The 22,341-nt window shown below is 62.1% G+C and carries 24 protein-coding genes; 20 read left to right on the top strand and 4 right to left on the bottom strand.

Annotation, left to right across the window (positions count from 1 at the left end; genetic code table 11):
• Position 1: 1 nt before the first annotated feature.
• From AC3ANW_RS12360 to AC3ANW_RS12285, 16 genes are all read left to right on the top strand, one after another.
• Positions 2-2,620: a phage tail tape measure protein gene (locus AC3ANW_RS12360; RefSeq protein ID WP_488341144.1), complete on the top strand. Its 2,619-nt coding sequence runs from the start codon at positions 2-4 to the stop codon at positions 2,618-2,620.
• A 66-nt stretch (positions 2,621-2,686) separates the two neighbouring features.
• A complete protein-coding gene (locus tag AC3ANW_RS12355) occupies positions 2,687-2,995 on the top strand; it encodes a hypothetical protein (protein ID WP_488341143.1) in 309 nt (102 codons plus the stop codon).
• Positions 2,992-3,498: a DUF1833 family protein gene (locus tag AC3ANW_RS12350; protein ID WP_488341142.1), complete on the top strand. Its 507-nt coding sequence runs from the start codon at positions 2,992-2,994 to the stop codon at positions 3,496-3,498. The genes AC3ANW_RS12355 and AC3ANW_RS12350 overlap by 4 nt, the downstream gene beginning before the upstream one ends.
• The gene (locus AC3ANW_RS12345; RefSeq protein WP_488341141.1) at positions 3,495-3,926 is read left to right on the top strand and encodes a hypothetical protein; all 432 of its coding nucleotides are present in this window, start codon (positions 3,495-3,497) and stop codon (positions 3,924-3,926) included. Before AC3ANW_RS12350 ends, AC3ANW_RS12345 begins: the two co-directional genes overlap by 4 nt.
• A gap of 38 nt (positions 3,927-3,964) precedes the next feature.
• Complete coding sequence (gpJ, locus tag AC3ANW_RS12340; protein ID WP_488341140.1) at positions 3,965-9,952, top strand: TipJ family phage tail tip protein; 5,988 nt, start codon at positions 3,965-3,967, stop codon at positions 9,950-9,952.
• 2 nt (positions 9,953-9,954) lie between these two features.
• Positions 9,955-10,506, top strand: coding sequence for a DUF4376 domain-containing protein (locus AC3ANW_RS12335; protein ID WP_488341139.1), 552 nt, complete (start codon positions 9,955-9,957; stop codon positions 10,504-10,506).
• A 20-nt stretch (positions 10,507-10,526) separates the two neighbouring features.
• Positions 10,527-10,817, top strand: coding sequence for a hypothetical protein (locus AC3ANW_RS12330; protein ID WP_488341138.1), 291 nt, complete (start codon positions 10,527-10,529; stop codon positions 10,815-10,817).
• Between the two features lies 1 nt (position 10,818).
• Entirely contained in the window at positions 10,819-13,134 is a 2,316-nt protein-coding gene (locus AC3ANW_RS12325; protein WP_488341137.1) for a hypothetical protein, read from the top strand.
• 12 nt (positions 13,135-13,146) lie between these two features.
• A complete protein-coding gene (locus AC3ANW_RS12320) occupies positions 13,147-13,482 on the top strand; it encodes a hypothetical protein (protein WP_488341136.1) in 336 nt (111 codons plus the stop codon).
• Positions 13,482-13,961, top strand: coding sequence for a hypothetical protein (locus AC3ANW_RS12315; protein ID WP_488341135.1), 480 nt, complete (start codon positions 13,482-13,484; stop codon positions 13,959-13,961). The genes AC3ANW_RS12320 and AC3ANW_RS12315 overlap by 1 nt, the downstream gene beginning before the upstream one ends.
• Positions 13,958-14,446 carry a hypothetical protein gene (locus tag AC3ANW_RS12310; protein WP_488341134.1) on the top strand — a complete coding sequence of 163 codons (489 nt, stop codon included), beginning with the start codon at positions 13,958-13,960 and terminating at the stop codon, positions 14,444-14,446. Before AC3ANW_RS12315 ends, AC3ANW_RS12310 begins: the two co-directional genes overlap by 4 nt.
• The gene (locus AC3ANW_RS12305; RefSeq protein ID WP_488341133.1) at positions 14,443-14,958 is read left to right on the top strand and encodes a glycoside hydrolase family 108 protein; all 516 of its coding nucleotides are present in this window, start codon (positions 14,443-14,445) and stop codon (positions 14,956-14,958) included. Before AC3ANW_RS12310 ends, AC3ANW_RS12305 begins: the two co-directional genes overlap by 4 nt.
• 2 nt (positions 14,959-14,960) lie before the next feature.
• Positions 14,961-15,485 carry a styrene oxide isomerase gene (locus AC3ANW_RS12300; RefSeq protein ID WP_488341132.1) on the top strand — a complete coding sequence of 175 codons (525 nt, stop codon included), beginning with the start codon at positions 14,961-14,963 and terminating at the stop codon, positions 15,483-15,485.
• A gap of 56 nt (positions 15,486-15,541) precedes the next feature.
• Positions 15,542-15,868 carry a hypothetical protein gene (locus AC3ANW_RS12295; RefSeq protein ID WP_488341131.1) on the top strand — a complete coding sequence of 109 codons (327 nt, stop codon included), beginning with the start codon at positions 15,542-15,544 and terminating at the stop codon, positions 15,866-15,868.
• A complete protein-coding gene (locus AC3ANW_RS12290) occupies positions 15,865-17,328 on the top strand; it encodes a hypothetical protein (RefSeq protein ID WP_488341130.1) in 1,464 nt (487 codons plus the stop codon). The genes AC3ANW_RS12295 and AC3ANW_RS12290 overlap by 4 nt, the downstream gene beginning before the upstream one ends.
• A 147-nt stretch (positions 17,329-17,475) precedes the next feature.
• Positions 17,476-18,216, top strand: a complete 741-nt coding sequence (locus tag AC3ANW_RS12285) for a phospholipase D-like domain-containing protein (protein ID WP_488341129.1) — start codon at positions 17,476-17,478, stop codon at positions 18,214-18,216.
• Between the two features lie 42 nt (positions 18,217-18,258).
• Here the strand turns inward: AC3ANW_RS12285 and AC3ANW_RS12280 are convergent, their stop codons facing one another.
• From AC3ANW_RS12280 to AC3ANW_RS12270, 3 genes are read right to left on the bottom strand one after another with little or no spacing between them, the layout of a single operon-like run.
• A complete protein-coding gene (locus tag AC3ANW_RS12280; RefSeq protein ID WP_488341128.1) occupies positions 18,259-18,729 on the bottom strand; it encodes a hypothetical protein in 471 nt (156 codons plus the stop codon).
• On the bottom strand, positions 18,726-19,103 hold the full coding sequence (locus AC3ANW_RS12275; RefSeq protein WP_488341127.1) for a hypothetical protein: 378 nt from the start codon (positions 19,101-19,103) through the stop codon (positions 18,726-18,728). The genes AC3ANW_RS12280 and AC3ANW_RS12275 overlap by 4 nt, the downstream gene beginning before the upstream one ends.
• Entirely contained in the window at positions 19,100-19,543 is a 444-nt protein-coding gene (locus AC3ANW_RS12270; RefSeq protein WP_488341126.1) for a hypothetical protein, read from the bottom strand. Before AC3ANW_RS12270 ends, AC3ANW_RS12275 begins: the two co-directional genes overlap by 4 nt.
• Before the next feature lie 163 nt (positions 19,544-19,706).
• Between AC3ANW_RS12270 and AC3ANW_RS12265 the strand changes: the two genes are divergently transcribed.
• The 4 genes from AC3ANW_RS12265 to AC3ANW_RS12250 all read left to right on the top strand — a co-directional run bounded on the left by AC3ANW_RS12265 (position 19,707) and on the right by AC3ANW_RS12250 (position 21,577).
• Positions 19,707-19,937: a hypothetical protein gene (locus tag AC3ANW_RS12265; RefSeq protein ID WP_488341125.1), complete on the top strand. Its 231-nt coding sequence runs from the start codon at positions 19,707-19,709 to the stop codon at positions 19,935-19,937.
• A gap of 270 nt (positions 19,938-20,207) precedes the next feature.
• On the top strand, positions 20,208-20,591 hold the full coding sequence (locus AC3ANW_RS12260) for a hypothetical protein (RefSeq protein WP_488341124.1): 384 nt from the start codon (positions 20,208-20,210) through the stop codon (positions 20,589-20,591).
• 289 nt (positions 20,592-20,880) lie between these two features.
• Positions 20,881-21,162 carry a hypothetical protein gene (locus AC3ANW_RS12255; RefSeq protein WP_488341123.1) on the top strand — a complete coding sequence of 94 codons (282 nt, stop codon included), beginning with the start codon at positions 20,881-20,883 and terminating at the stop codon, positions 21,160-21,162.
• Between the two features lie 55 nt (positions 21,163-21,217).
• On the top strand, positions 21,218-21,577 hold the full coding sequence (locus AC3ANW_RS12250) for a hypothetical protein (protein WP_488341122.1): 360 nt from the start codon (positions 21,218-21,220) through the stop codon (positions 21,575-21,577).
• 82 nt (positions 21,578-21,659) lie between these two features.
• Here the strand turns inward: AC3ANW_RS12250 and AC3ANW_RS12245 are convergent, their stop codons facing one another.
• A complete protein-coding gene (locus tag AC3ANW_RS12245; protein WP_488341121.1) occupies positions 21,660-22,220 on the bottom strand; it encodes an FxDxF family PEP-CTERM protein in 561 nt (186 codons plus the stop codon).
• Positions 22,221-22,341 lie beyond the last annotated feature (121 nt).

Here is a 22,341-nt window from a genome sequence, read left to right as displayed (position 1 = left end):
CATGGCTGACGATCTTGTTTTTCGCATCAAGGGTGAGGACGACAGCCAGCCGGCTTTCAAGAGCGTCAAGAAGTCCATGGAAGAGATGGGCAACACCGCCACCGTCTCGGCCAAACAGACTGCCGCCGCCATGCGAATGGTGCCGGCCCAGCTCACCGACATCATCACGTCGTTGCAGGGCGGCCAGGCTCCGCTGACGGTGCTGATCCAGCAGGGCGGTCAGCTGAAGGATATGTTCGGCGGCGTGGTGCCGGCGGCGAAGGCGCTGGGTGGATACATCTTCGAGATGGTGAATCCGCTCACCTTGGCCGCGGCTGCAGCGGCCGGCCTATTCGTCGCGTTCGAAGAGGGCCGGCAGGAGTCGGCCGAGTTCAATAAGCAGCTCGCCCTGACCGGCGGGTATGCCGGTTTGTCCGCCAGCCAGTTGGCCGTGCTGGCTGCGTCCATGAGCAAGACCACCGGCACGCAACACGATGCCGCTGCCGCGCTCGCCGCCATGGTAGCCACCGGAAAAATTGCAGGCGATCAGTTCGGCGTGATCGGTGACGCAGTTCTGGCTATGAGCCGGTCCACCGGTGCGGCCGTCAAGGACATCGTGGCCGAATTCGTTGCTTTGGGCGAAGAACCGGTCAAGGCGTCTGAGAAGTTGAACGAGTCACACCACTACCTGACGGAAGCGATATGGGAGCAGATCCGGGCGCTGGAAGAGGAAGGCAAGAAGACAGAGGCCGCGGCACTGGCGCAGACCACCTACGCCAACGCTGTGCAGAAGAGCGCCGAGACCATCCGCAGCAACCTGGGGTTCCTGCAGACCAGCTGGAACGGTGTTGCTGACGCGGCCAAATGGGCCTGGGACAAGATGATGGGCATCGGTCGGGATAAGACCGGCGCGGAGCAACTGGCCGAGCTTCAAAAGCAGCTGGCTATCCGGGAATCCCGTGACCCCAAGATGATGGGCGACGGCTGGGAGCAGGGCAACGAAAAGCTGCGTGCCCGCATCGCCTTGATGACCCGTATCAACGATGGCGCGGCGGCTAATGCGAAGCGACAGGCTGACCAGGCGAAAGATGAAGAGGCATCAATCGCGTCCGCCAAAAGCGTCAGCGCCATCCAGGATAAAGCCAAGGGCGCCGAAGCAATCAATCGAGAGTTGGCAAAGTACCGGGCCAACATCGAGGCAATCAAGAAGGTCAACCCGAACAGCGAATTCGTTACGCCCGAAGCGAAAGCCGCTGGTGAGGCCGTCATCAGGAAGCAGTACGCCGCGAAAACGGCGAAACCATCCGAGTCAGGTCTCAACGCGGATCTCGAAGCGCTGAAGGGACAGACCCAGGGCGTTGAGCGCGAACTGAAGGTGTCCCTGGCCGCCATCAACGCAGCGTACGACCAGGGCCTTATCTCCGCCCGGGAATCCCTGCAGCAGCAGTTCGAAATGCGGCAGCTCGCACTGGCCGACGAATTGGTCATTGCCAAGAAACAGGAAGAGCTTGCCGCCGGCAAGCGCAACCTCGCAGCGGCCGAGCGCTACAAGAACGAGCGCGCGCGCATCCAAGACGAGATGGTTGCCAACATGGTCGGCTTCCAAGGTGCGGTCGCCACGCTGGCCGCGAAGATCAAGCGGGCGGTCGACGAATACCAGACCACGCTGAATGCCGCTTACAACACCCGCCAGCAGTCGATTGACGACCAGCTGCAGGGTGCCGGCATGGGTCCCCAGGCCCTGCAGGAACTTCAGCGCATGACCGAGCTGCGGCGCGAGGTGGACCGCCGCCGTGAAGAGCTGGTTCGCGACCGGGGCCGCAATCAGATCGGTCAGGAGCAGTTCCAGCAGGAGCTGGCCGCGCTGGACAGTTACTGGGTTTCGCGCATCGGGCAGGAAGAGAACTTCAACGCGAAGTCCAGGGCGCTGCGCATGGATTGGTCTGTCGGCGCGAAGTCCGCCGTGGCCACCTATCTCGAATCGGCGCAGGACATCGCCAGCCAGACAAACCGGCTCTGGACCGATGCTTTCAGCGGCATGGAAGACGCGTTGGTGAACTTCGCCATGACCGGCAAGCTGAGCTTTTCCAGCCTCGCGAATTCGATCATCAGCGACATGATCCGTATGCAGGTTCGGGCGAGCATGTCTACCGCCTTGGGCAACGGCAGCGGGCTGTTGAGCGCGGTGGCATCTATCTTTGGCGGGACCGCGAGTGGGTCGGTGAAGCCCAATGCCAACGGCGGTGTGTACCAGTCGCCCAGCCTGCATGCTTACGCCAATTCGGTGGTGGACAAGCCCACGACGTTCGCCTTTGCCAAGGGCGCAGGCTTGATGGGCGAGGCCGGCCCCGAAGCCATCATGCCGCTCACCCGCGGCGTCGATGGCCGCCTCGGCGTCACGGCCAACCTGGGCCAGTCGGACACCGCCACGCCGTTGGTGGTGAACGTCACTGTCGAGCAGCACGGCAGCACGCAGCAGAAGGTCGAGACCCAGCAACGCCAGAACCCTGACGGCAGCATCAATGTGCGGGTGTTGCTGCACGACGTTTCGTCGGCGCTGGCGGACGACGTCAACGGAGGCCACGGGCCGCTGTATGGCGCCATGCGGTCGCGGTTCGGCCTCAACGATTCGATGGGCTGAACGATGGCTATCTTCCCATCCAACGTCGGGTTTCAGCTGCCTGGATATGGTCGCCAGGATGGCCCCGTGACCGAGCGCAGCGACATGGAAAAAGGCGTGCCTAAGGTGCGCCGGACATCCTCCGACCCTGTCGTCCAGATCAGCGGAAAGCTGTTTTTTAGGACGCTGGCTATCGAGATGGGCTTTGACGACTGGTTCTACAGCGCCGCCGGCGCAAACGGCGGCGCTGGATGGTTCGACTGGACCGACCCTCGCACCCAGACCGTTCGCCAAGCGCGCATGGTTTCGCGTGGAACATGTTCGCCGATCTCGCCGAACTTCGGCTATTCCGAGCAGCCTTGCGTGCTGGAGTACGTGCGGGAGGCCAGCGCATGACGTGGACCCCCGCCATGCGCGCCCAGTTGCAGGCCGTCGATGACGGAGACGGCCTGCTGCTGCTGGTGAGCATCACCGACCCGGCCCTGAGCGCGCCGGTCCATGTGGTCAGCGACACCCGGTCCTGCGTTGCCCCGGTGTGGTCTGACGCGTTGTCGGCCTATGTCGACACGACATTCGTGCCGATCCCGATGGAAATCACTTTGCCTACCGACGTGGCTGGTCAAGCCAGTGCGGCGCAGCTGGAAATCACCAACGTCGGGCGTGAGCTGACCGCCGAGATGGAAGCCTTGCCCTACGGCACCACGCTCGATGCAACGCTGCAAATCGTCAGCCGGGCCCGGCCCTCGCAGATCGAGTGGGAATACACCGCAGCCATTAACCGTGTGACCTCCACGGTGCAGCGCATTGTCATTCCGCTGGGTGACGACTCGTTGCTGCGTCAGAGCGCCGTGCTGATGCGCCACGACCCGATCACTTCCCCCGGGTTGTTCGCAGGATGAGCGGCGCCATCACCCTGCAGGACGCCGAACGGTTCATCGGCTACGAATACATCGACGGTCAGTTCGATTGCGCTGACCTGGTGGTGACCGTGCAGCGAGAACTGTTCGGCCGGTTCGTGGACGTGCCTTTGGCCGCATCGCGTTCGGCTGGTGTCCGCGGCCAGGCGCGTGATCTTGCGGTCCACCTCGAGCGGTACACGCGGCCAACCACGGCGCCGGCCACTGGCGACCTGGTGCTGCTGTGGGAAGTCACGCCCAACGGCGTGCCGCCGTTCAACCGCCGTTGGCACCTGGGCACGGTGTTCATGCACCTCGGCGCGGCGTGGGTGCTGCATTGCCAGAACGAAACCTTCGGCACCCGCCTGCAGCCGCTGCATGACGTGCTGTCCGGCCCCATGCATTTCGAAAGTTTCCTCCGGTGGATCTGAAACAGTCTGTCCTCGATAGGCCATCGTGCCCGCTGCCCGTGAGCGACGGCATCTGCCTTGCAATCGCCGCGCAGCCGTTCGCTCTGCAGGTCGAGCATCGCGTGGTTCCCGCCGGCTTGACGCTGGCCGAGACACTGCAGCTGCAGGGCATGGGTGGCACGGGCTGGGATATCTGCGTTGGCGGCATCTCCGTGCCGGCCGAGCAGTGGGGCAGGGTGCGGGTGCGCCCTGGTCATCTTGTCGAGATTCGTGCCACCGCAGGCAAGTCGGTGTTGGCCATCGCCGCCATCGTGGCCCTGTCGTCCCTGACCTTCGGCGCAGGCTTGGGCGCCGCGGCGGCTTTCGACCTGGGCATTGCAGGCGCGTTCGGCAGCGTCGGCATCGCGGCAGTGCAGGGCGCCATCATGCTCGGCGGCTCGCTCATCATCAACAAGCTGCTCGGCCCGAAGGCGGTCGCCGCGAGTACGGGCAGCACTGCGACCGGGACCACCTACGCGCTCTCCGCTGGAAGCAACAGCCAGCGGCTGTATGGGACCATGGGCCTGCAGTTGGGCGAGTGCAAGGTGGTGCCCGACCTGGCCGCACAGCAATACACCTGGTTCGAGGGTGAGGACCAGTACCTGGCGTGCCAACTGCACGCCGGCATCAATTGCGGCTCGGTCAACCAGATCGACGTGGGCGACACCCTGCTGTCGACCTACCAGGGCGTGAAGGTCATCCGTGCCGGCTTCCCATCGGGCAACGATGGCGAAATCCCCAGTTCCTCCGTCGACAGCATCAATGGCGCGCTGCTGGACAACGCGAACACCGATGGCACCCCAGGCGCGTTTAGTACCCGCACGACCAGCGTCGACACCACTCGTATTGCGGTCGATCTGGAATGCACGCTCACGAGCATCAATAACAGCGGAGGGTACCAGGTCGCTTCCGTCGAGCTGGAGGTGGCCTACCGCCGCGTGGGCTCGGCGAACTGGTCTGTGTTCTATGGCGACAGCTTGCGCGTCGTGTTCCAGAACAGCAGCGGTAAACCTCTGCGCCGTACCCTGACCAAGGACGTTCCTGCGGGCCAGTACGAAGTCCAGCTGCGCAAGGTGACCGCCAATGCCACCACCACCCAGCAGCAGAACGTTGTCACCTGGACCCAGCTCAAGAGCTACCAGGCCGACACCGCCGATTACTCGGGCCAGCCCCGGGTGCACATCGAGGTCAAGGCCAGCGGCCAGCTGACCGGCGCGCTCAGTTCGGTGAACTGGATCGGTCGTGCGGCTGGCATGCCGCTGTGGAACGGGCAGGAATGGGTCAACGTGACCGAACCCGGGTCCGCCGGTACCAGCAATCCAGGCGCGCAGATCCTGATGTTGATGCGCGGCATTCGCCGGCCCAGCGATGGCCGGTTGATGGCCGGCATGGGCCTGCCCGACAAGAAGATCGACATGGATAGCCTGAAGGCCTTCATGGTGCGTTGCATCGCGAAGGATTTTCGGTTCGACGCCTTCATTCAGGAGCAGATGTCGATCAGCGACCTGCTGGACTCGATTGCCGATGTTGGCTTCGGCCGCGTCAGCCGGGCCAGCGGGAAATTCGGCGTCATCTGGCTGGCGGAAGACCAGCCCATCGAGGGCATCATCAACATGGCGCGCATGAAGGCGAAATCCTTCAGCGTCGAACACGACTTGACGCCCACCGCCGACGAATTGGAATACCAGTTCTACGACGCGGACAACGACTACGTGCAGCGCCCGGTGCGGGTCAGCGATCCCACTTTGGTCGGCACGCCGCAGCGCAGCAGCACGCTGGCAGTGCGTGGGACCACGCGGGCCAAGGACGCGGCGCGGCGGGCGCGGTTCACGCTGGGCCAGAGCCTCTACGCGAAGAAGAGCATCACCTTCGAGCAGGACCTCGAACACCTGGTCTATCCACGCGGCAAGGTCGTCGCCCTGAGTCACGACCTGACGCAGTGGGGCTACAGCGGCAGGCTCGCCGGCTTCAGCAAGACCAGCAGCAGCTTCACCTTGCAGTTGGGCGAGCCTCTGCCGACCACCACGACCGGCATGCGGACGATGGGCCTGCAGCTGTCGGGCGAGGCCAACATGCGGGTTTACAACGTGGCCGCGGTGTCGGCCAACGGCCGCACCGTGACGATTAACGCCGTGTGGCCTGCGGACGTGCCGGTGCCCGGCGCAAGCCGCCCTGTGCAAGACACCGTGTGGCTGTTCGATGTGAAGGCTACGCCGGGGCTGCGCGTGCGGGTCGTGTCGGTGGTGCCGGTCGGCCAGATGAAAGGCGCCAGGGTCACGGTGGTGCCGGAAAGCCGGGAATTCTGGGATTACGTCTGGAATGGAACGTGGACCCAGCCGGGTAAGGACAGCCTCCTGCCCGTGGTTCCGCCGTCGGCCGGCAATGCGTCCATCAGCGCCGAGCGCATTCGCGTGGGCGAAGCCTGGCGCACGCAGCTGACGGTCGTGTTCGACGCGGCCGGTAATTACGACCATGCCCAGGTGTGGGGAAGTGCCGACGGTGCACCGATGGAACTGCTCGGCGAGACCGGCGGCACGCGCGTCAGCTGGTATGCGGATCGCGGCCAGCAGTGGTCCATCGAAGTCCGGCCTTTCGATGGGCTTGGCCGCATGGGTAGCAAGGCAACGGCCCTGTACACCATCGCCAGCAATCCGCCGGCCAACGTTGGTGGGCTGTCGCTGGTGATGACCGACGCTGGCGCGCTGGCCTCATGGAGCGCGCCCGCCGGCCTGGCCGCCGTGGACTGGTCCCTGACCGAATTGCGGCGCGGTGCGACGTGGGACACCGGCGTTGTGGTGTTCACCGGCCGTGGCACCAATCGTTCGCTGGGTTGGTTGGCGGCCGGCACCACCACCGTCTGGGCGGCGCACAAAACCACGGCGGGCGACTGGTCGGTACCTGTAAGTGCCAGCCTGACGGTCCTGGCGCCTGACCAGCCCAATGTCACTGCTGTCCGCGACCTGTCGCTGGTGTCGTTCAAGTGGACCAACGCGACCACCAGCCAGCCGCTGCGGGGCTACACGATCAGCGAGGGCGGCGCGTATGCCACCTCGACGCGCCTGGGCGAGGTCACCGCGACCGCCTACACCCGCAACGAAGCCGCACCCGGACTGCACAAGTACTGGGTGGTCGCCGTCGACGTCGCCGGCAACGTGAGCGCGCCTGGGTCTGTGACCATCGAAACCCTGCCCGGGTTCGAGCAGGCCAAGGCCGAGCTGACCGCCGGACTGGACGACATCACCGGCGTCCTGACCGGCGGCGCGCCGCTGCCGGCGCCGGGAACCATGCTGCGGCCGCTGATCTCGATGACCGACGTGCTGTCGCAGCTGCTCACAGGAAGTGCTACGACCGACCCGGCTACGTTGCTGCCGACCTTACCTGTTGCGCTGATCCCCCTGGCCCAGCAGCAGCAAGGCATCAACCGCCGCACGCTGGAGTCACTCGATCAGACCGGCGAGTCCTTGCTGCGGGTCGCGCTCGATGCGCGCAAGGCGAATCGCACAATCCGGCAAGCTGGCATCTACGAAGACGATGCCACCGGCCAGGTGCGCATCTACGGCCTGGACTACACCAGCGAACGCTTGGTCGACGTCAGCCTGCTGGTCGATGCGCTCAAGGGCCAGGTGGCATTGCGTGCCACCCGCACCGAGGTGGCGCAGGCCATCCTGGCCGCGCAGATGGATCCGTCAGGCCAGGTCGCGCTGGACGGGTTGATCGGCCAGGTCACCGACATCGAGGTCACGCTGGACAGCATCAACGAAACGTTGTTGCTGAAGGCCAGCCAGCTGACGGTCACGCAGCTGGGGGTCAAGGTTGCGACCGTGTCGCAGGAACTCGACCTGGTCACGCAGGCGCTGACCAGCAAGGTCGAGTTCTCCGACTTCGAGCTGACGAAAGAAAACCTCGAAGGCCGCATCGGTTCGGCCGAAACCGTCCTGCAGGCGATTGGCGACGCCAGCAGCATCACCTCGGCGGTCTACCAGGCGCGCAGCAATGCCCAAGCCCTCGCAGAGGATGCCGAAGGCCGCCTTCGTGGCACGCTGGCCGGCTGGGATGCCCGCAAGAAACTGCGCGAAGCCACGGCGCTGGCGACCAGCGAGTTGCGCGCTTTTGTCGACGACAACTTCGCAGCAGAGTCCAGCCGCCGAGATGCCCTGCAGGTCCAGCTGCAGGACGCTGATCGCGAGCAGGGCGCGCTGATCGCCAGCAACGCCACTGCGAGTGTGGACCGCGACAAGTCTTTGGCCGAGGACATCCGCATCACCCGGGCTGACTTCGCCACAGCCAACGACCTGCTGGATGCGCGCATCGACGGCGAAGAGCGCGCGCGGGCGACCGAAACCGGCGCACTGAGCGAGACCACCAAGACCCTGTCGGCCCAAAGCCGGCAGGCGGCGCAGGATCTGGACGGTACGGCAGGAACCCAGCTCAAGGGCATCCTCAGCAACTGGAAGAACCTGCGGGCGGTGCGGACGGCCACAGCCCTGGCGACCAGCGAATTGCGGACCCTGGTCGACGGCAATGCCGCGGCCGAGGCCAGCCGCCGGGAAACCCTGGCGGTGGAGCTTCGTCAGGCCGACGCGGCTCAACGCGCTGCCGCCTTGGAAGAGACACGCATCCGTGCCACGGAAAACGCGGTCCAGGCGGCGCGGACCGAACAACTCGCGGTCGAGTTCGCGACCACCGAAGAGGCGCTTGCCGGCGAGATCCGCGCCCAGGCATCGATTGCGGCGACGGCAACCCAGGTGGTGGCCGACCAGCTCGAGGTCGCCACTGCGCAATTCCAGGCGGCCGATCTGGAACAGTCTGCCCAACTCAGCCGCACCGCCAGCCAGCTGGCCAGCGAAACCGAAGCCGTCGTCCGCCAGGTCGACGTGTTGGCGACGCAGACGCAATCCGATCTCGGCACGGTGTCGGCTCAGATCTCGGCGGAAGCGTTGGCGCAGTCCACAGCCCTCGCGGCCGAGGCCTCGCGCATCGACGCCTTGCTGCTGGTGATGGGCGAAAACCAGGCGGGGATGACCAGCAGCATCGAAGGGCTGGTCACCGAGCAGGCGGCGCAGGCGAACCTCATCGATACGGTGAGTGTCACCGCCGGCGAGAACTCGGCCAGCATCGTCATCCAGCAGCAGCTGCTCGCCAATCTGGCAGGGGAACTGTCGGCGATCTATTCGTTGGGCGTGTCCGCCGGCGGCAAGGTCACCGGCCTGGTGATCGACGGCGTCGAGCAGACCATCGTCTTCATGGCAAGCCGGGTTGCGTTTGCAGCCGAAGACAACGGCGTGATCACCTATCCGTTCATCGTCGGCCTGGTCGCCGGTGCACCCACCGCGCTCTTCGACGGCAACGTGATCGCCAAGGGGACGGTGCTGGCCGATGCGCTGAAGGTCAACGAAATCTCCGCCATCGTCGCCAAGCTGGGGCAGATGACTTCGGGCCGCATCGATCTGCTCGATGACGGCTCGGGGGGCTGGGGCTACTTCCGCTCCTATCCGAAGTGGATTGGCGACGGCAACAACGGGTTCGTCCTGGCTCGGCATGCGAACGGTCAAACCTTGGTCGAACTGAAAGCCGGCGCTTCCCGGCTGGCTTTGAATTCGGATGGCGACTACTTCGAGTTGTCGGGGCCGTGGGGCTACCTGACGAATGGCGGGTTGACGATCAACCAGGCCAACGTCATCAACACGCTGAACATCGCCGGTGATGCGGTGAGCTTGCCCTTGGCCGCTGCCGGCGGCAGCTCGACAGCCATCAACAACATTCCGATCCCCACGGGCGCGAGGCTTGTCCTGATCGCCACGGGAACGTTGGGCACCAATTCCGGCGAGTCGACTTTTGAAGGCTCCATGGCCATCTACGTGAATGGCGCTCAGATCGACAGCGTATCGGGCCTGGGTTCGGAGGTTTTATCGGCTGTTTATAGCGTCGGGCCCGGCACCTATTCGGTGACGGTGGCCGGCACCAACCTGGGCAAGGCCAGGTTGATCATGCTCATTGCGAAGAGGTAGCCATGCCAACGTTTTCCATCATCGATGCGGACGGCGTGCTGCTGCGTCAAGGCGAGATGCCCACCGAGGAACTGTGCCGCGTGCAGGCTTTGGACGGCGAATTCATGGTCCTCAACGACAAGGCGCCGAACCTGGATGACGTGCGGGTCGCGGGCGCCTGGGTGCCTCGCGTCTCTGCGCTCGATGCAGCCAAGGCCCAGGCGTTGGCTCGCATCGAGGCCGCGCGCCTGGCGCGCACGACGGCGCCCATCGAGCACGACGGCTTGCTGCTGGATGCGGACGCGACCGCGCAGGCCAATGTCAGCGCGAAGCTGCAGGAAATCGCCCAGTGCCGGGTCCTGCAGCTGGACATGCCGGCAGATCTGCTGATCTGGCGGGATGCCGCCAACCAGACCCATGTCTTCACCAGCCTGGACGCCTATGCCGAATGGCTTGGCGCACTGGCCGTCGCCATGACCCGCAGGGGCACGCAGGCCTATGCCTGGGCCTGGGCGCAAAAGGCGGCACTGGCTGACCTCACCGACCTCCCGGCCATCGCGGCCATCCCCTCCTGATTTACCCACCACAACGCTTTATGAAAACCATCGCGCTCACCAAAACCATCGAACACGCCCGCAGCGGCACGGCGCCGAGCCACCACGTTCTGACGAACTACCAGGTCGATGTGGTGAACAAGAAGACCACCGCGACGCTGATCTGCTTCATGACCGCCAAGACCCCGGCGCCGGTCGGCCCGTTTTCCATCGTGCTGCCGGGCGAACCGATCGGCGACGACGGCAGCCAGTGGATCTATGCGGCCCTCGTTTCCACTGCCGGCAACCCGTTGTCCGGTGCGGCCGTCGTCACCGATTCGAAGGAGGCTTGAAATGGCATCTTGGACACGTTCCGGAACCGTCTCGGTTCAAAACGGCATCCGCACCGTCACCGGTGCCGGCACGGCATGGAATGCCGGTGCGAAGATCGGCGAAGGCTTCAAAGGGCCGGACGGCCAGATCTACGAAATCGAGTCGATCAACTCCGATGTGCAGCTCACGCTGGCGACCCCGTACCTGGGCGGCAATGGTGCTGGCCAGAACTATGTGATCGTGCCGACGCAGAGCTATCTGCGTGACCTGGCAGCCGAGGTCGAGGAACTGATCAACGAGTTCGGCGGCGTGGTCGACGGCGTGGGTAAGGGCCTGTTCGCCGCTGGTACGGCAGCAGTGCCCAGCATGCGTGGCCTGGCGGACCAGGACACCGGCGTGAACCTGCTGGGCGCAAACGTGCTCCAGCTGGTGACCGCCGGCGCTGGCCGCCTTACCGTCGCTGCAGACGGTGGCGTCGACGTGCCCGGTGTCATGTCGTCGACGAAGTTCAAGCTGCCCGGCGAAATGACTCTGGAGCAGTTCACCGGTCCGACCTTTACGCCGACCTCTGCTTATGGGGCTTGGGGTCGCTGCGCAAGTGCTGTGAACACCACTGCTGGCGGTCGTGTGGCGGCCATCGGATTCCGTGGAGCCAACGACACGGTGGACTCCTGGGGTGTCGGCTTCGGCGAGGAGTGGCTTCCGGACCAAAGCGGAAACCGGCTGACTGTGAAGCCAAGCGGAGTGACGGCGCCTAACAGCCTCACCGCCTTCACGCAGACCTCCGCCACGGAAGCGAATCAGGCATCGATGACCGTTCGCGAGCGAGGTTTCAACGGCGTGCAGGACAACGTTGCTCTTGCAGCGCCGCGACTCTCCCTTTATTGGTCCGGTGTATATGCGGCGCAATGGACGGTCGACAGCTTGGGTATGAAGCTGATCAACGACCCGGGCACAGGTTTGGCCCCGCTGCGTGTTGGCGGGCTGACAACTTATGCCACCCTGCAAATCAACAGTGGCTTGGGCCCGTTGTTCAAGGCGCAGTCTGCTGGGGCTAGCTCGTCCTACGGCGTATTCCTTCAGGGAGGTACAGCAAACGAAATCGGCTTGATCGGAACCGACGGCGGCGCGGTTGTCGGTTCTGGCGAGGGAACTCATTTCGGTCTTCGCTCCATGAATGACTTGTTCCTGTCAGCTGATTCGGGAACAGTTCGCCCAGCGGCAAACGGCACAACGCGCCTGGGCTACCCCGGGTACACGTGGTCGGAAATCTACGCTGGCAATGCGGTTTTGGGCGGCGTCCTGAGTGCTGGCCGTGCAACGGCCGGCGCTTATCACCAGATCAGCCGAGATGTAGCAGAAGGGTCGGCGATTCTCGAGGTGAGCAGGGTCGGTTATGGAGGCATGGCCGTATATGGCACGGTATTCGGCTACGTCAACAATTCGGCAACTTGCGTTGCTTTGGGGACAAACGGAACGACTGGCCGTTCTTTGAATGCCGGCGGGACAGTAAACGCGAGCGGTTCCGACTATGCGGAATATCACGCCATCGCCGCAACCGCGGGTGTGATCGCAAAAGGTCAAATTCTTGGCATCGATTCGAACGACGAGGTGACCGACAGGTGGAGCGATGCGGTCACCTTCGGCATCAAGTCCACTGATCCGAGCTACGTCGGCGGCGACACCTGGGCAAAGCACCTGACACCACCTGTGGAGCCGGTGTTCGTGCCCAGCGAATTCGAGCCGACTCTGCCACCCGTGCCTGCGGCGTTCGAAGAGCCGATTGAGCCTTTCCTGCCGGCGGAGCCTGCCCTTGCGAAGCGGGACGAAGCCGAAACAGATGTGGAGTGGCAGGCCCGTCGGGACCGACACGAGGCGGATATGCACGACTTCACCCGATTGGTGATGGCGCGTGCAGAAGTTGTCGCGGCAGCAAGGCAGGTTTACGACGTGGACGTAAGGGCGGCAGGCGAAGCGCACCTGGCGGCAGAGCGCCACCGTTACGACGAACAGGTGGTGCCTGCCGAGAAAGCGGCGTTCAGCGCTGGCCCATACGCTGAATACCTCGCGGCGCGGGCGGCTTTCGACGTGGCGCTCGAAGCTGCGCGGGTCTGCGTCGATCGCGTTGCCTACAGCGGCCGTGTGCCCGTGAACGTGCAGGGCGCACAGCCTGGTGACTACATCGTTGCAGCCGAAGGCCCAGGCGACTCGATCATCGGCGGGATTGTCACTGCCGCGGCGATGCAAGCCGACATGAGTCAGTACCTGCGGGTGGTCGGTCGGGTTCGTTCGATCCTTGCCGACGGCCGCGCGAACTGCGCTGTGGTCGTGCACTAAACGAGGCCGGACATGCAAAACGTCTCATACGTTCTTCTGTCCATCGTCGTGCTGCAGCAGCTGCTCGACTTCTGGACAACCTGGGAGGTTCTGCGGCTGGGCGGCCGGGAGCGCAACAAGCTGGTCTTGTGGCTGATGGATCGCCTGCAGGTCTTTTGGGCACTGCTGCTCGCCAAAGGGTTGGTGATCTGCCTGGCGGGCTTTGCGGTCTATGACGACCAAGTCGGATCGCTGCCGCTGCTTCTGGTTTTGGGTGGTGTCGTTCTCTTCTACGCGTGGGTCCTGCGAGGGAATTTCCAGGCGTTGACGCTGCAACGGGCGATTGCTGCCGACAGGGGAGGCCGTTGATGCGCCACCTCCAACTCAAGCACCTGATGTCCGAGAGCCGCATGCTCTCCATCCTGCTGGGCGGTGCGTTGCTGCAGGACATGATCGACCCCGTGCTGCTTATCGCCAGCGTGCCGACATCGCTGCTCACGCGGGTCGCCGGCATGACAGGCCACCCGGTGCTGCTGGCATGCCTGTTCGCCGGATGCGCCGTGTTGCTGCTGCCGTTTCTGGCCGTCTCCATGCTGCGAGGCCTCGAACCGTACCGGCGGATCGCCGCAAAGCTGGCCTGCCTGTCCTTGGGCATTGCCACGGTGCTCTGGGCCTACCTGGGCACCTTGTCCGCCGGCATGGGCACCGGAACGCTGTCGAACATCTTCCTGCGCAACGCGGTGATGTCGCTCGGGTTCTCTGCGGCCCTTGCCGTGAGCCTCAACAACCAACTCATCCGGCGATGCCACGAGCGCGACAGCCGCCAGGGTGAAGGAGCCCACGCATGACGCACCCTCGACTGGCGTATTTCCTGATGGTGTGTTGGGCCACGACCCTGGCCGCAGTGGCGCCGCGCGTGGCGCATGCCATGACGTTTTATGACGGCGTGGCGGCGTATGACATCCGAAGCCTTGGAATGGCCGCTGGCGTGGCCCTCTTGGGGGGTGCACTGCGGACCATCTTCACCCTGGCCACCGACAGCCGAGTGGTGTGGGAACAGGTGCGCGAAAGCTGGCGTGACGCGGTGATCTCGCTGATGGCTGGCGGCCTGGTCTATGTGGTGATGGAAGCGGCTCGGGCCTGGTTCGGCATCAAGTTGCCTTTCGAAGTGGCGTTCGCGCTGCTTCTGGTCGCCGGCATCGCGCGGCTGCGCACCTTCAACTTTCTCACCAACGTCGGCGGCAGGTTGGCCGACACCGCGGCGGACCGGCTTGTCGGTAGTACCGCACCGATGTTTCCACCCGCCGATGAGCCACCGAAAGGAACGCCATGAATTTCGACGAAGCATTTGCCCGCCTGGTCAGCCATGAAGGCTTGTTCTCAAGCGATCCGAAAGATCCGGGCAACTGGACAGGCGGCCGGCCCGGTGTCGGCGAGAACAAGGGAACGAAGTTCGGAATTGCTGCGAACACCTATCCCGATCTGGACATAAAGAACCTGACGCTCGACCAGGCGAAGGTGATCTACCGGCGCGACTGGTGGGACAAGATCGGTGCAGAGGCTCTGCATCCGGCGGTCGTGTTTCAGATGTGGGACTTCGCGGTCAATGCTGGCATGGACACTTCCAAAAGGGGCCTGCAGTACGCCGTGGGCGTCGCCCAGGATGGAAAGGTCGGTGATCTCACGCTGGCTGCGGTCAAGCGTACTGAATTGGCCGACATCCTGCTGAAGTTCAATGCATTCCGCCTGCGGCACTACACCTCGCTGTCCACCTGGCTGACATATGGCAAGGGCTGGACGAATCGGGTCGCCGCCGACCTCGACTACGCGGCGCAGGACAACTGAAGATGGACTTCACCACCATCATCAAGACCGTGGCGCCCTGGATCGGCACGGCCCTTGGCGGCCCACTGGGAGGCATGGCCCTCACCGCGGCCGCAAATGCGCTCGGGCTTTCAGAGGCCACGACCGATGCGGTCAAGGCCGCCATCAGCGGTGCCACACCCGACCAGCTGCTGGCTGTAAAGCGCGCCGACCAAGACTTCGCCGTCCAGATGCAGGCCCTCGGATTCAAGAACGTCGAAGCGCTGGAAGCCATCGCTGCAGGCGACCGCAAGGATGCACGCGAGCTGCTGAAAACAACGCGCAGTTGGGTGCCCGCTGCGCTCTCTGGCGGCGTGACCGTGGGCTATTTCGCCATCTTGATCGGCCTCATGACCGGGCACATGCAAGTGACCGACTCGCAGGCCATGTTGCTGATGCTCGGCAGTTTGACCACCGCGTGGGGTGTGGTCATGGCGTTCTGGTTCGGCACAACCGCCGACAGCGGCCGCAAGACCGAGCTTCTTGCTGCCGCAAACCCGCCGAAGTAGTCGGCCTTGCTGTCATTTCATTCTTTGCCGCACGGCGGCGTTTCATCGGAGGGCCAATGGCCAATTTGATTATTTCGGAGTGTGTTGCGCTGAGCGCTGACCGCCGCACAGGCGGATCTGCGCCCATGGTGAGCCTGCCGCCGCTTGCGCAGCAGGTTCGTGGCATCTCGGCGGTGGTGGCGGTGTCGAGCGCTATCGGCGCAGATGCCGGTGTTGTCCGTCTCTACGCAGAAGGCGCATGTCGGGTCGCGGTCGTGCCAGTTCCCGATGCTCCAGCTGCTGCTCAAGCTGCCGCTGCAGGGCTTCCGATGGGAGCTGGAAGTTGGGAATATTTCGGCGTCAAGCCGGGGCAGTACGTTGCTGTTATCGGAGGCACATCATGATGGGCGGCACCAGTTATTCCGATGCCCAGGCGCTTGCGGCAGCAAAGGCCGGGCTGTCCATAGCGCTCAACTATGCGGTTGATTCACGGCTTGTGGAGTTTTCCAACGCAGTGCGTGCCGGAAAGTCCACTGCCATCGTTTTGGTCAGCGACAGCAAGAACACCAATACGGATTCCGGCACCAGCTCGGGCTTCCGTCGCCTGGCGTCCGAAGCTGCACTGCTGACCCCTGGCACGGACGCATCAAATCGTGCTCAAGTCAACTATGCCGACTATGCCATCGGCGCACCTGGAAGCCTGGGTCCGGTGCAGGTAATCCAGGCGGGCGCGGAGCAATACCAAGACTTCGATTCAACCGTGGTCTACAAAAACCTGGCACGAGTTATTCCCTCGGCCAATATCGGAAGTTTCACGGGCGACCTGGCGATCGAACTCGACTTCATGCCGCGAGACACGGCGCCCGGAACCATCGAAAGCCTCGTCTGTAACGGCGGTTCTGGCGCGCGGTCCTTCATTTTGAATCGCCAGGCTGCCGGCAACATTCAGTTCACGTTTTATAAAACCGCCTCCGACGACGCGAGTGCGCTCACGGCAAATCTGACAACAGCCCAGCTCGCCGGCATCGTGGTCGGGGGAACCCGGGTGGTGATAAAGGTATGGCTGCAGGTCAACAACGGCCAGGGTGGCTACAGCGTGTATTGGTACTGGGCGCAGCCAAATACCGATGTGTTCACCGAAATCGTCGCAGCCCGCGTGGTCAACACGACGGCTGGGACCATCACGCTCGGGCCGGCCACCGCAGCCAATCCGTACTACATCGGTGGTCGAAGCACCGTCGCGCCGCCGCAGGACTATTTCAACGGCCGCATTTACGGCGTCAAGCTCAAGGAAGGCACGAATGGGCGGCTGCGCACTCCGTTGACGATTGATTCGTGGATGCCGCCGAGCGGCTCCCTGCTGGCCGATGCGATGCTCGGGGGCGTTGGAACGATCTGGTTCATCAACTGCAGCTATGCAGGCTCCAAGTCGGCGGATTGGCTGACGCGGCCGGTGATGTTCCCGTTCATGGATCAAGGCCTTTTTCTGTTCGTCGGGTCATCCGATAACGAAAATCAGACCGACAACACACCGACTGCAGACCTGACGACGGCGCTCAATGCGCTTGGAGCAGCGGTGGATGCCTACTATCCGAGCATCCCCAAAGCATGTGTGTTGATGAACTTCAACATCGCTCCGTTCGTGAATAAGAATTCCCAGCGCTTGCGGCACGGTGTCATCAAGAACTGGGCCGTCAAGCGAGGCACGCCGGTAATCGATATGGCTCCAGCCTTTCTTCGGTTGCCCAACCAAGGCGCAGCGCTTATCAAAGTCGATGGTCAGCACTTGACGAACAATGCGCCCGGCATCGACGGGCAGGACGTGGTGTTGCAGGTCTACAAGCAGGTGCTTGGCTTCAACTGACCCTGGCTGCGCCCTCACCGCATGACCGGTGAGGGCAGGGGGGAGTGACCGCATTTGCGGCTCCGGCGAATAATTTCGATGGGCTATAGGTTTGAGCAACAGTGGTTATGGCACATTCCTACTAATTTCCACGAGCATTACGAAGTGATGAAAGCCAACCCTTTGCAAGATCTGAATAAAAGCGAGTTCTTAGAGACCGATTTTGACGGCACTTGCTTTAAATCTATACCGTTGCCTGACAATTCCAAAACTGTGGAGGAGGTTAAGAGAGTAGAGATTTATTTTAAGGGGCTAGAATCAGCCATAATCAAGAAAATAAATAAGAGCGGAGCCGTAGTTGGGTGTGTTGCTTGGCTGACAAGTTTCCCGATATTAGACGCCCTATCAAAAAAAAATGGCGTTTCCATCATTCTGCAAAAAGAGGATTTTTTACGACCTGATGTCAACGACACCTCAAGCTCTAAGGCACTCCGTAGGAAAAAATACGATGTGTTGTACCCACTTCATTGGCGTCATCTTTCCGGGCTTGAGAGTGCTGATTCGAAATCTGGAGAATCTCTTATTCCGTCGGTGGCCGTGCGTTGCATCGGGATGGCGCGAGTTGGTGGGCAAGAAATAATTCCTCGAATGCACCATAAATTTCTGGTGTTCTGTAATTACTCCCAGGAAAATGTGATTGAGCCGTATGCTGTCTGGACAGGCTCTTTCAATATGACTTTGAATGCAAGTTTGTCCCTAGAGAATGGTGTTTATATCGAGAGCAAAGAGGTAGCGGAAGCATATTATGAAGAGTGGTCAAACTTATTGCGAATTTCAGAGGGCCTGAATTGGTCCCACGATTACGTCGCGCCTGATGTAAGAATAAACACCCACGAAATGCGCACTTGATTGCCATTACTTGGAACCACATAGTTATCCACCGTGCGGCCATCAGAACAGATCACCCTGTGCAGGAGCGGCGGCCACCCGCGGTTTCATCGGCGTGTCCTGCCGCACGCTCCGCACTTCAAACCAGGCTGTAGGTACCGGCCCCAGCCCATTCACGCCAGCCGCATGTGCCCGCGGCATCGCTTTCACCCATTCCTCAGCAAGCCGTCGCTCGGTCTCGGATAACTCTTCCGGCTCGCTTTCCCTGGCCATGCTGAACGCCCGGAACGCCAGGACCATCGGCAGCGCGCCGCCCAGCAGCCGCTCCATTTCCTTTCGATACCGCCAGCAGGAGGCTGGAACCTCATGCTCCGAGTCGCCGGTGTAGTCTTCCAACGTCACGGCCAGCAGCTTTCTCGCTCGGGCTGTCTCGGCATCCGCGGCGTGGTCAATTTGGTCAAGCGTCCGGCCGCGCGTCTCAGCTGCGGCAGCGTCGTAGGCTTTCAACACGTCCTCGATGTTGCGTTTGATCATGTCCGCATCTCCGCGCGGCATGCGACCACCACGTCCAACTCGCCGCGCAGCGCGCGCACCATGGCGGCTGCTTCGGTCTCCGTGGGCGCCACCACCCAAGTCTGCATCTTCTGACGGGCGGTGCGGCCATCGCATTGCTCCGTGCCGGCCAGCAGCATGCCACCGGCGATCTTGCCGACGCGGGCGTTCACCAGATCGGGCAGCACGCCGCGCTGGTGTTCGGCAAGGTCGAGCAGCTGCGCGTGTGCGCCAGGCTCCGTCGTCGTATGAGGCCGTTCGACTGCCAGCCAGCCGCGGGCCGGCGGAAACGCGGTGACAGCATCCACGCCCATGCGGGTTCCCCGATGGCGCAGTCGATAGACGAAGCAGTTCACAAGTCTTCCTTTCGGCAGAACGGTGAGTCCTTTTCCATGCCGGCGAGTTCTTGCGCGAACCTCCGGTTCGATTCGATCAGGCGTTCGGCCGCGCGCTCTTGAGCGAGTAGCGATATCGGCGGTGGTGCGCCAGGAAGCCGGTCCAACGGCATACCGGCCCGCCGCCGCGCCTCCGCCCGCAGCAGCACCTGCAGCCCTTGTTCCAGGGTCGCGCAGCAGAGCCACGACTGCTCCCATCGGTCGGTGCGGCTCTTGATCGATTTCTTGAAATACTCGATGCCGCGCAGCTGAACGAAACCGCGCAGGCGCTCGACCCGGGCGTTGTCGATGGCGGGCACCAGGTCCCTGGTCGGTTCGGCTGGATCGAGAACGCGGGCCACCATCACGCCGCGCGCATAGAACTCTCGGGAGCCTTGCCCATAGGTCAGGTGACCATGCACAGGCGACTCCGACACCTCGCGAGGCGTGAGTGGGCGCCCTTTGGAGCGCAGACGGTAGACATACAGAAGCACTGTTTAAATATACAGTCTTTTGATGCCGTAGCGGTTGGTCACGTTCTAGGCCGCGCCAGGCTTCACAGTGGTCTGAACCACTGGAGCCACCATGACCTATGCCCTGTACGTTGTTGAAGAAGAACCAGACGCCTACCGCTGGGTGCTGGTGGAACTCGACGGCGACACCTTCACGCCGAACAGCCATTCGGACTGCGACTACGGGACTTATGCCGATGCGCTGAATGCCGGCACCTTGGCCCTGGCCGCGGCCGACAACCGAACGTATGAGAACGAGGCGACAGACCCGGTGGGGGACGCTGATTGCGCTTCCGGATCCTGAAAAGATCGGCGTAGGTTTTGGCGTAGCTTTCGTGAAAAAACCGCCGTTTTCAGAGGGTGGGTGAGTTCTGCCATTGAACTACACCCGCGTTTCCTATCCTGTTGATGGATAAGGGGTTTTTCCGCTAAGACGTTGAAGTGTATGAGAAAAGCCGGTCTGCGCCAATCTCGCGTCGCACGAATAGGCTCGTCCCAGCAGACAAGGTATCGACAGGACGGAGGCAGCTGAAACAAATACATTCACTCGGCCCATCAGGACTATCCTGCAAAAATGATCGATAGCCCCAATCAATCAAAAGCCCCTGGCACCGAAGTCAACGGAGAGTTCTTTGACCATGAAACCGGGCGATCTCATCCATACGTAGCCAGGTTCCGGTTGGTCGCCAACGATGCGCTGTGGAGCGCCCGCATGAAGTTGGGCGGCAAATGGGTGACCCTTCGTGGCGGTCGGGTGCCCGTTGCGGGCAACGAAAGCGAATTCGCCGTCTCCGAACTGGTCCGCGACTCGGTTCTGGACAGCATGTACGACGAAGAAATGGACGGCCGCATGGCGGCCGCGCACAAAGAGCATCGGTGCGCCAGGAATCTGAGACGAATCGTGGCCGCGGTGGTGTCTGGCGTGTTCATCGGCATCTTGTGGTTCTGCTTATCGTGAGTGAGCCGCTGTTTACCTTCGGCATGTGACTTCCCATGATGCGGACGGTTATCAAGCGGCGTTCGTCGAGACGCTGCATGGAATTCCGGCGAACGGTTCTTCGATCGCCTGGTGATTGAGCGCTTACTTTTTGTTAGGGCATTGGGAGCCAAGAACTCGATGCCTTGTCCAGATTCATCGTGTGTGCAACAAAATGCAACAAAATGAAACTAGTGTGTTCATGTTTTTTTGTTGCGTGCATGCTTGCGCACGGTATGTTTCATGTTGCTGGCAGCGAAAGAAGGATTGCATGATCGGCTCGAAGGACAAGCCCAATGAATTCTCAAGATCGACATTGGTTTATAACGCAAGCGTGATTATCGGCATCGTCTCATTGCTGGTATTGGTAGTACTGTATTCGGGCAGGGGCGATGGAGAAAGCCAACGAGAACGGTCCTTGCGGGTGATCTTGAATTGCTGGAAAGCCGCTGGTACCCGCGATCCTCCGACCATCGGTGCTGCGGAACAGGTCGAGAAGTGTGAGCAGATGGAGCGGTCATACAGGAAGTCGCATGGCTCGATTTGGGGGTGACCCGAAGTAGGCGGTATCCACGACGCCCATCCTGGAAATCAATCGAGATAATGCCATGTCCGAAAATTTGAAACCAGTGGATGTTCACGTCAGGGACTCGAAGCTGAACCGGATTTTTTTGGCATTTCCAAGGAATTCGTCGGGCCATGCATATCCCGAATATTCTGCCGACAGCATCCAAGAAAAGATCGAAGAAATGATCTCGATGCAGCCGGTCAAGGTTGAGCTGAATCCTCACCAATTCGCAGTCGTTCCACGCGTCAATCACGGCCAAGGCCAGTGCAACTGGCAAATCGTCGTTTTTTTACCGATCGCACCAGATGGTTTGACTGCGCTCAAACTGGCAGGGGCCGACCTGCAAAAGCGCTGCAATATGCAAGACTCCTACCAGGACGTTCGCGGGCTGATCGTTTAGTCCTGTGGCGAAAGATCAGTCCCGATGACATCCCGCGACGCCTGCCGCGGAAACTGATCCGGCCAGATGGAAATGACCTTGGTCACTGCATTTTGCGTCGGCGAATGATCGTGCCCATCATTCCCAGCCCTGCCAGCACCATGGCGTAGGTTTCCGGCTCCGGCACAGGCATCACGGGTGCGAGTGCGATAAACCCGGTGTATGGCAACGCCATGACGCTGCTGTTGCCGGCCACGCGCAGTGTGTAGCCGACGGAACCCAAGGTTGAATAGTCGGCCATCTGGTTGAGGGCGGTGAACATGCTGCCGCCCGATTGCGAATAAAGAATCGTGGTCGGCAAGGCCGTATGTCCGATCAGGTCGGCCGCGGTGAGAAAGGTGCCGACGTACAGGTCCAGCGCCGTCATCGTGGTTCCGCCGACACCGAAAGTGAAGGTGGTCGAAGAGATCACCGCACCCGAATTCGGGGTTACCGCAAAGTTGTAAAGGTCGTCGAATGTCCCGAGCGTCGTCGTGGAGCCGAACGTGGCCAGCGCGTTCACCGTTCCGATGTTCGTCGCCGCCAATGCGGTGCCGGAAACCGGCGCCACCAATGCGATGGCGATCAAACTCAACAGAGCAGTTTTTTTGACGGGTATTTGCATATCTGAATAACCAGTTGGATTGAGGTTTGGGCGTCACATGTGGCATAGAAATGTCACATGTGGGCTTAATGTTTCCAATAGGCCGTTCGGTCTTGCAGTCCTCTAAATTGTCACCGCTGCA

The organism is Xylophilus sp. PBN-3R (assembly GCF_057747805.1).
The sequence above is the reverse complement of the archived record's forward strand: the minus strand, read 5'-3'. Positions and strand labels throughout refer to the sequence as shown.

What these genes read in the sequence shown, in the direction of transcription:
- AC3ANW_RS12360 (WP_488341144.1), top strand. Translation starts at nt 2, where the DNA reads ATGGCTGACGATCTTGTTTTTCGCATCAAGGGTGAGGACGACAGCCAG.
- AC3ANW_RS12350 (WP_488341142.1), top strand. Translation starts at nt 2,992, where the DNA reads ATGACGTGGACCCCCGCCATGCGCGCCCAGTTGCAGGCCGTCGATGAC.
- AC3ANW_RS12345 (WP_488341141.1), top strand. Translation starts at nt 3,495, where the DNA reads ATGAGCGGCGCCATCACCCTGCAGGACGCCGAACGGTTCATCGGCTAC.
- AC3ANW_RS12335 (WP_488341139.1), top strand. Translation starts at nt 9,955, where the DNA reads ATGCCAACGTTTTCCATCATCGATGCGGACGGCGTGCTGCTGCGTCAA.
- AC3ANW_RS12330 (WP_488341138.1), top strand. Translation starts at nt 10,527, where the DNA reads ATGAAAACCATCGCGCTCACCAAAACCATCGAACACGCCCGCAGCGGC.
- AC3ANW_RS12325 (WP_488341137.1), top strand. Translation starts at nt 10,819, where the DNA reads ATGGCATCTTGGACACGTTCCGGAACCGTCTCGGTTCAAAACGGCATC.
- AC3ANW_RS12320 (WP_488341136.1), top strand. Translation starts at nt 13,147, where the DNA reads ATGCAAAACGTCTCATACGTTCTTCTGTCCATCGTCGTGCTGCAGCAG.
- AC3ANW_RS12315 (WP_488341135.1), top strand. Translation starts at nt 13,482, where the DNA reads ATGCGCCACCTCCAACTCAAGCACCTGATGTCCGAGAGCCGCATGCTC.
- AC3ANW_RS12310 (WP_488341134.1), top strand. Translation starts at nt 13,958, where the DNA reads ATGACGCACCCTCGACTGGCGTATTTCCTGATGGTGTGTTGGGCCACG.
- AC3ANW_RS12305 (WP_488341133.1), top strand. Translation starts at nt 14,443, where the DNA reads ATGAATTTCGACGAAGCATTTGCCCGCCTGGTCAGCCATGAAGGCTTG.
- AC3ANW_RS12300 (WP_488341132.1), top strand. Translation starts at nt 14,961, where the DNA reads ATGGACTTCACCACCATCATCAAGACCGTGGCGCCCTGGATCGGCACG.
- AC3ANW_RS12295 (WP_488341131.1), top strand. Translation starts at nt 15,542, where the DNA reads ATGGCCAATTTGATTATTTCGGAGTGTGTTGCGCTGAGCGCTGACCGC.
- AC3ANW_RS12290 (WP_488341130.1), top strand. Translation starts at nt 15,865, where the DNA reads ATGATGGGCGGCACCAGTTATTCCGATGCCCAGGCGCTTGCGGCAGCA.
- AC3ANW_RS12285 (WP_488341129.1), top strand. Translation starts at nt 17,476, where the DNA reads ATGAAAGCCAACCCTTTGCAAGATCTGAATAAAAGCGAGTTCTTAGAG.
- AC3ANW_RS12280 (WP_488341128.1), bottom strand. Translation starts at nt 18,729, where the DNA reads ATGATCAAACGCAACATCGAGGACGTGTTGAAAGCCTACGACGCTGCC.
- AC3ANW_RS12265 (WP_488341125.1), top strand. Translation starts at nt 19,707, where the DNA reads ATGACCTATGCCCTGTACGTTGTTGAAGAAGAACCAGACGCCTACCGC.
- AC3ANW_RS12260 (WP_488341124.1), top strand. Translation starts at nt 20,208, where the DNA reads ATGATCGATAGCCCCAATCAATCAAAAGCCCCTGGCACCGAAGTCAAC.
- AC3ANW_RS12255 (WP_488341123.1), top strand. Translation starts at nt 20,881, where the DNA reads ATGATCGGCTCGAAGGACAAGCCCAATGAATTCTCAAGATCGACATTG.
- AC3ANW_RS12250 (WP_488341122.1), top strand. Translation starts at nt 21,218, where the DNA reads ATGTCCGAAAATTTGAAACCAGTGGATGTTCACGTCAGGGACTCGAAG.
- AC3ANW_RS12245 (WP_488341121.1), bottom strand. Translation starts at nt 22,220, where the DNA reads ATGCAAATACCCGTCAAAAAAACTGCTCTGTTGAGTTTGATCGCCATC.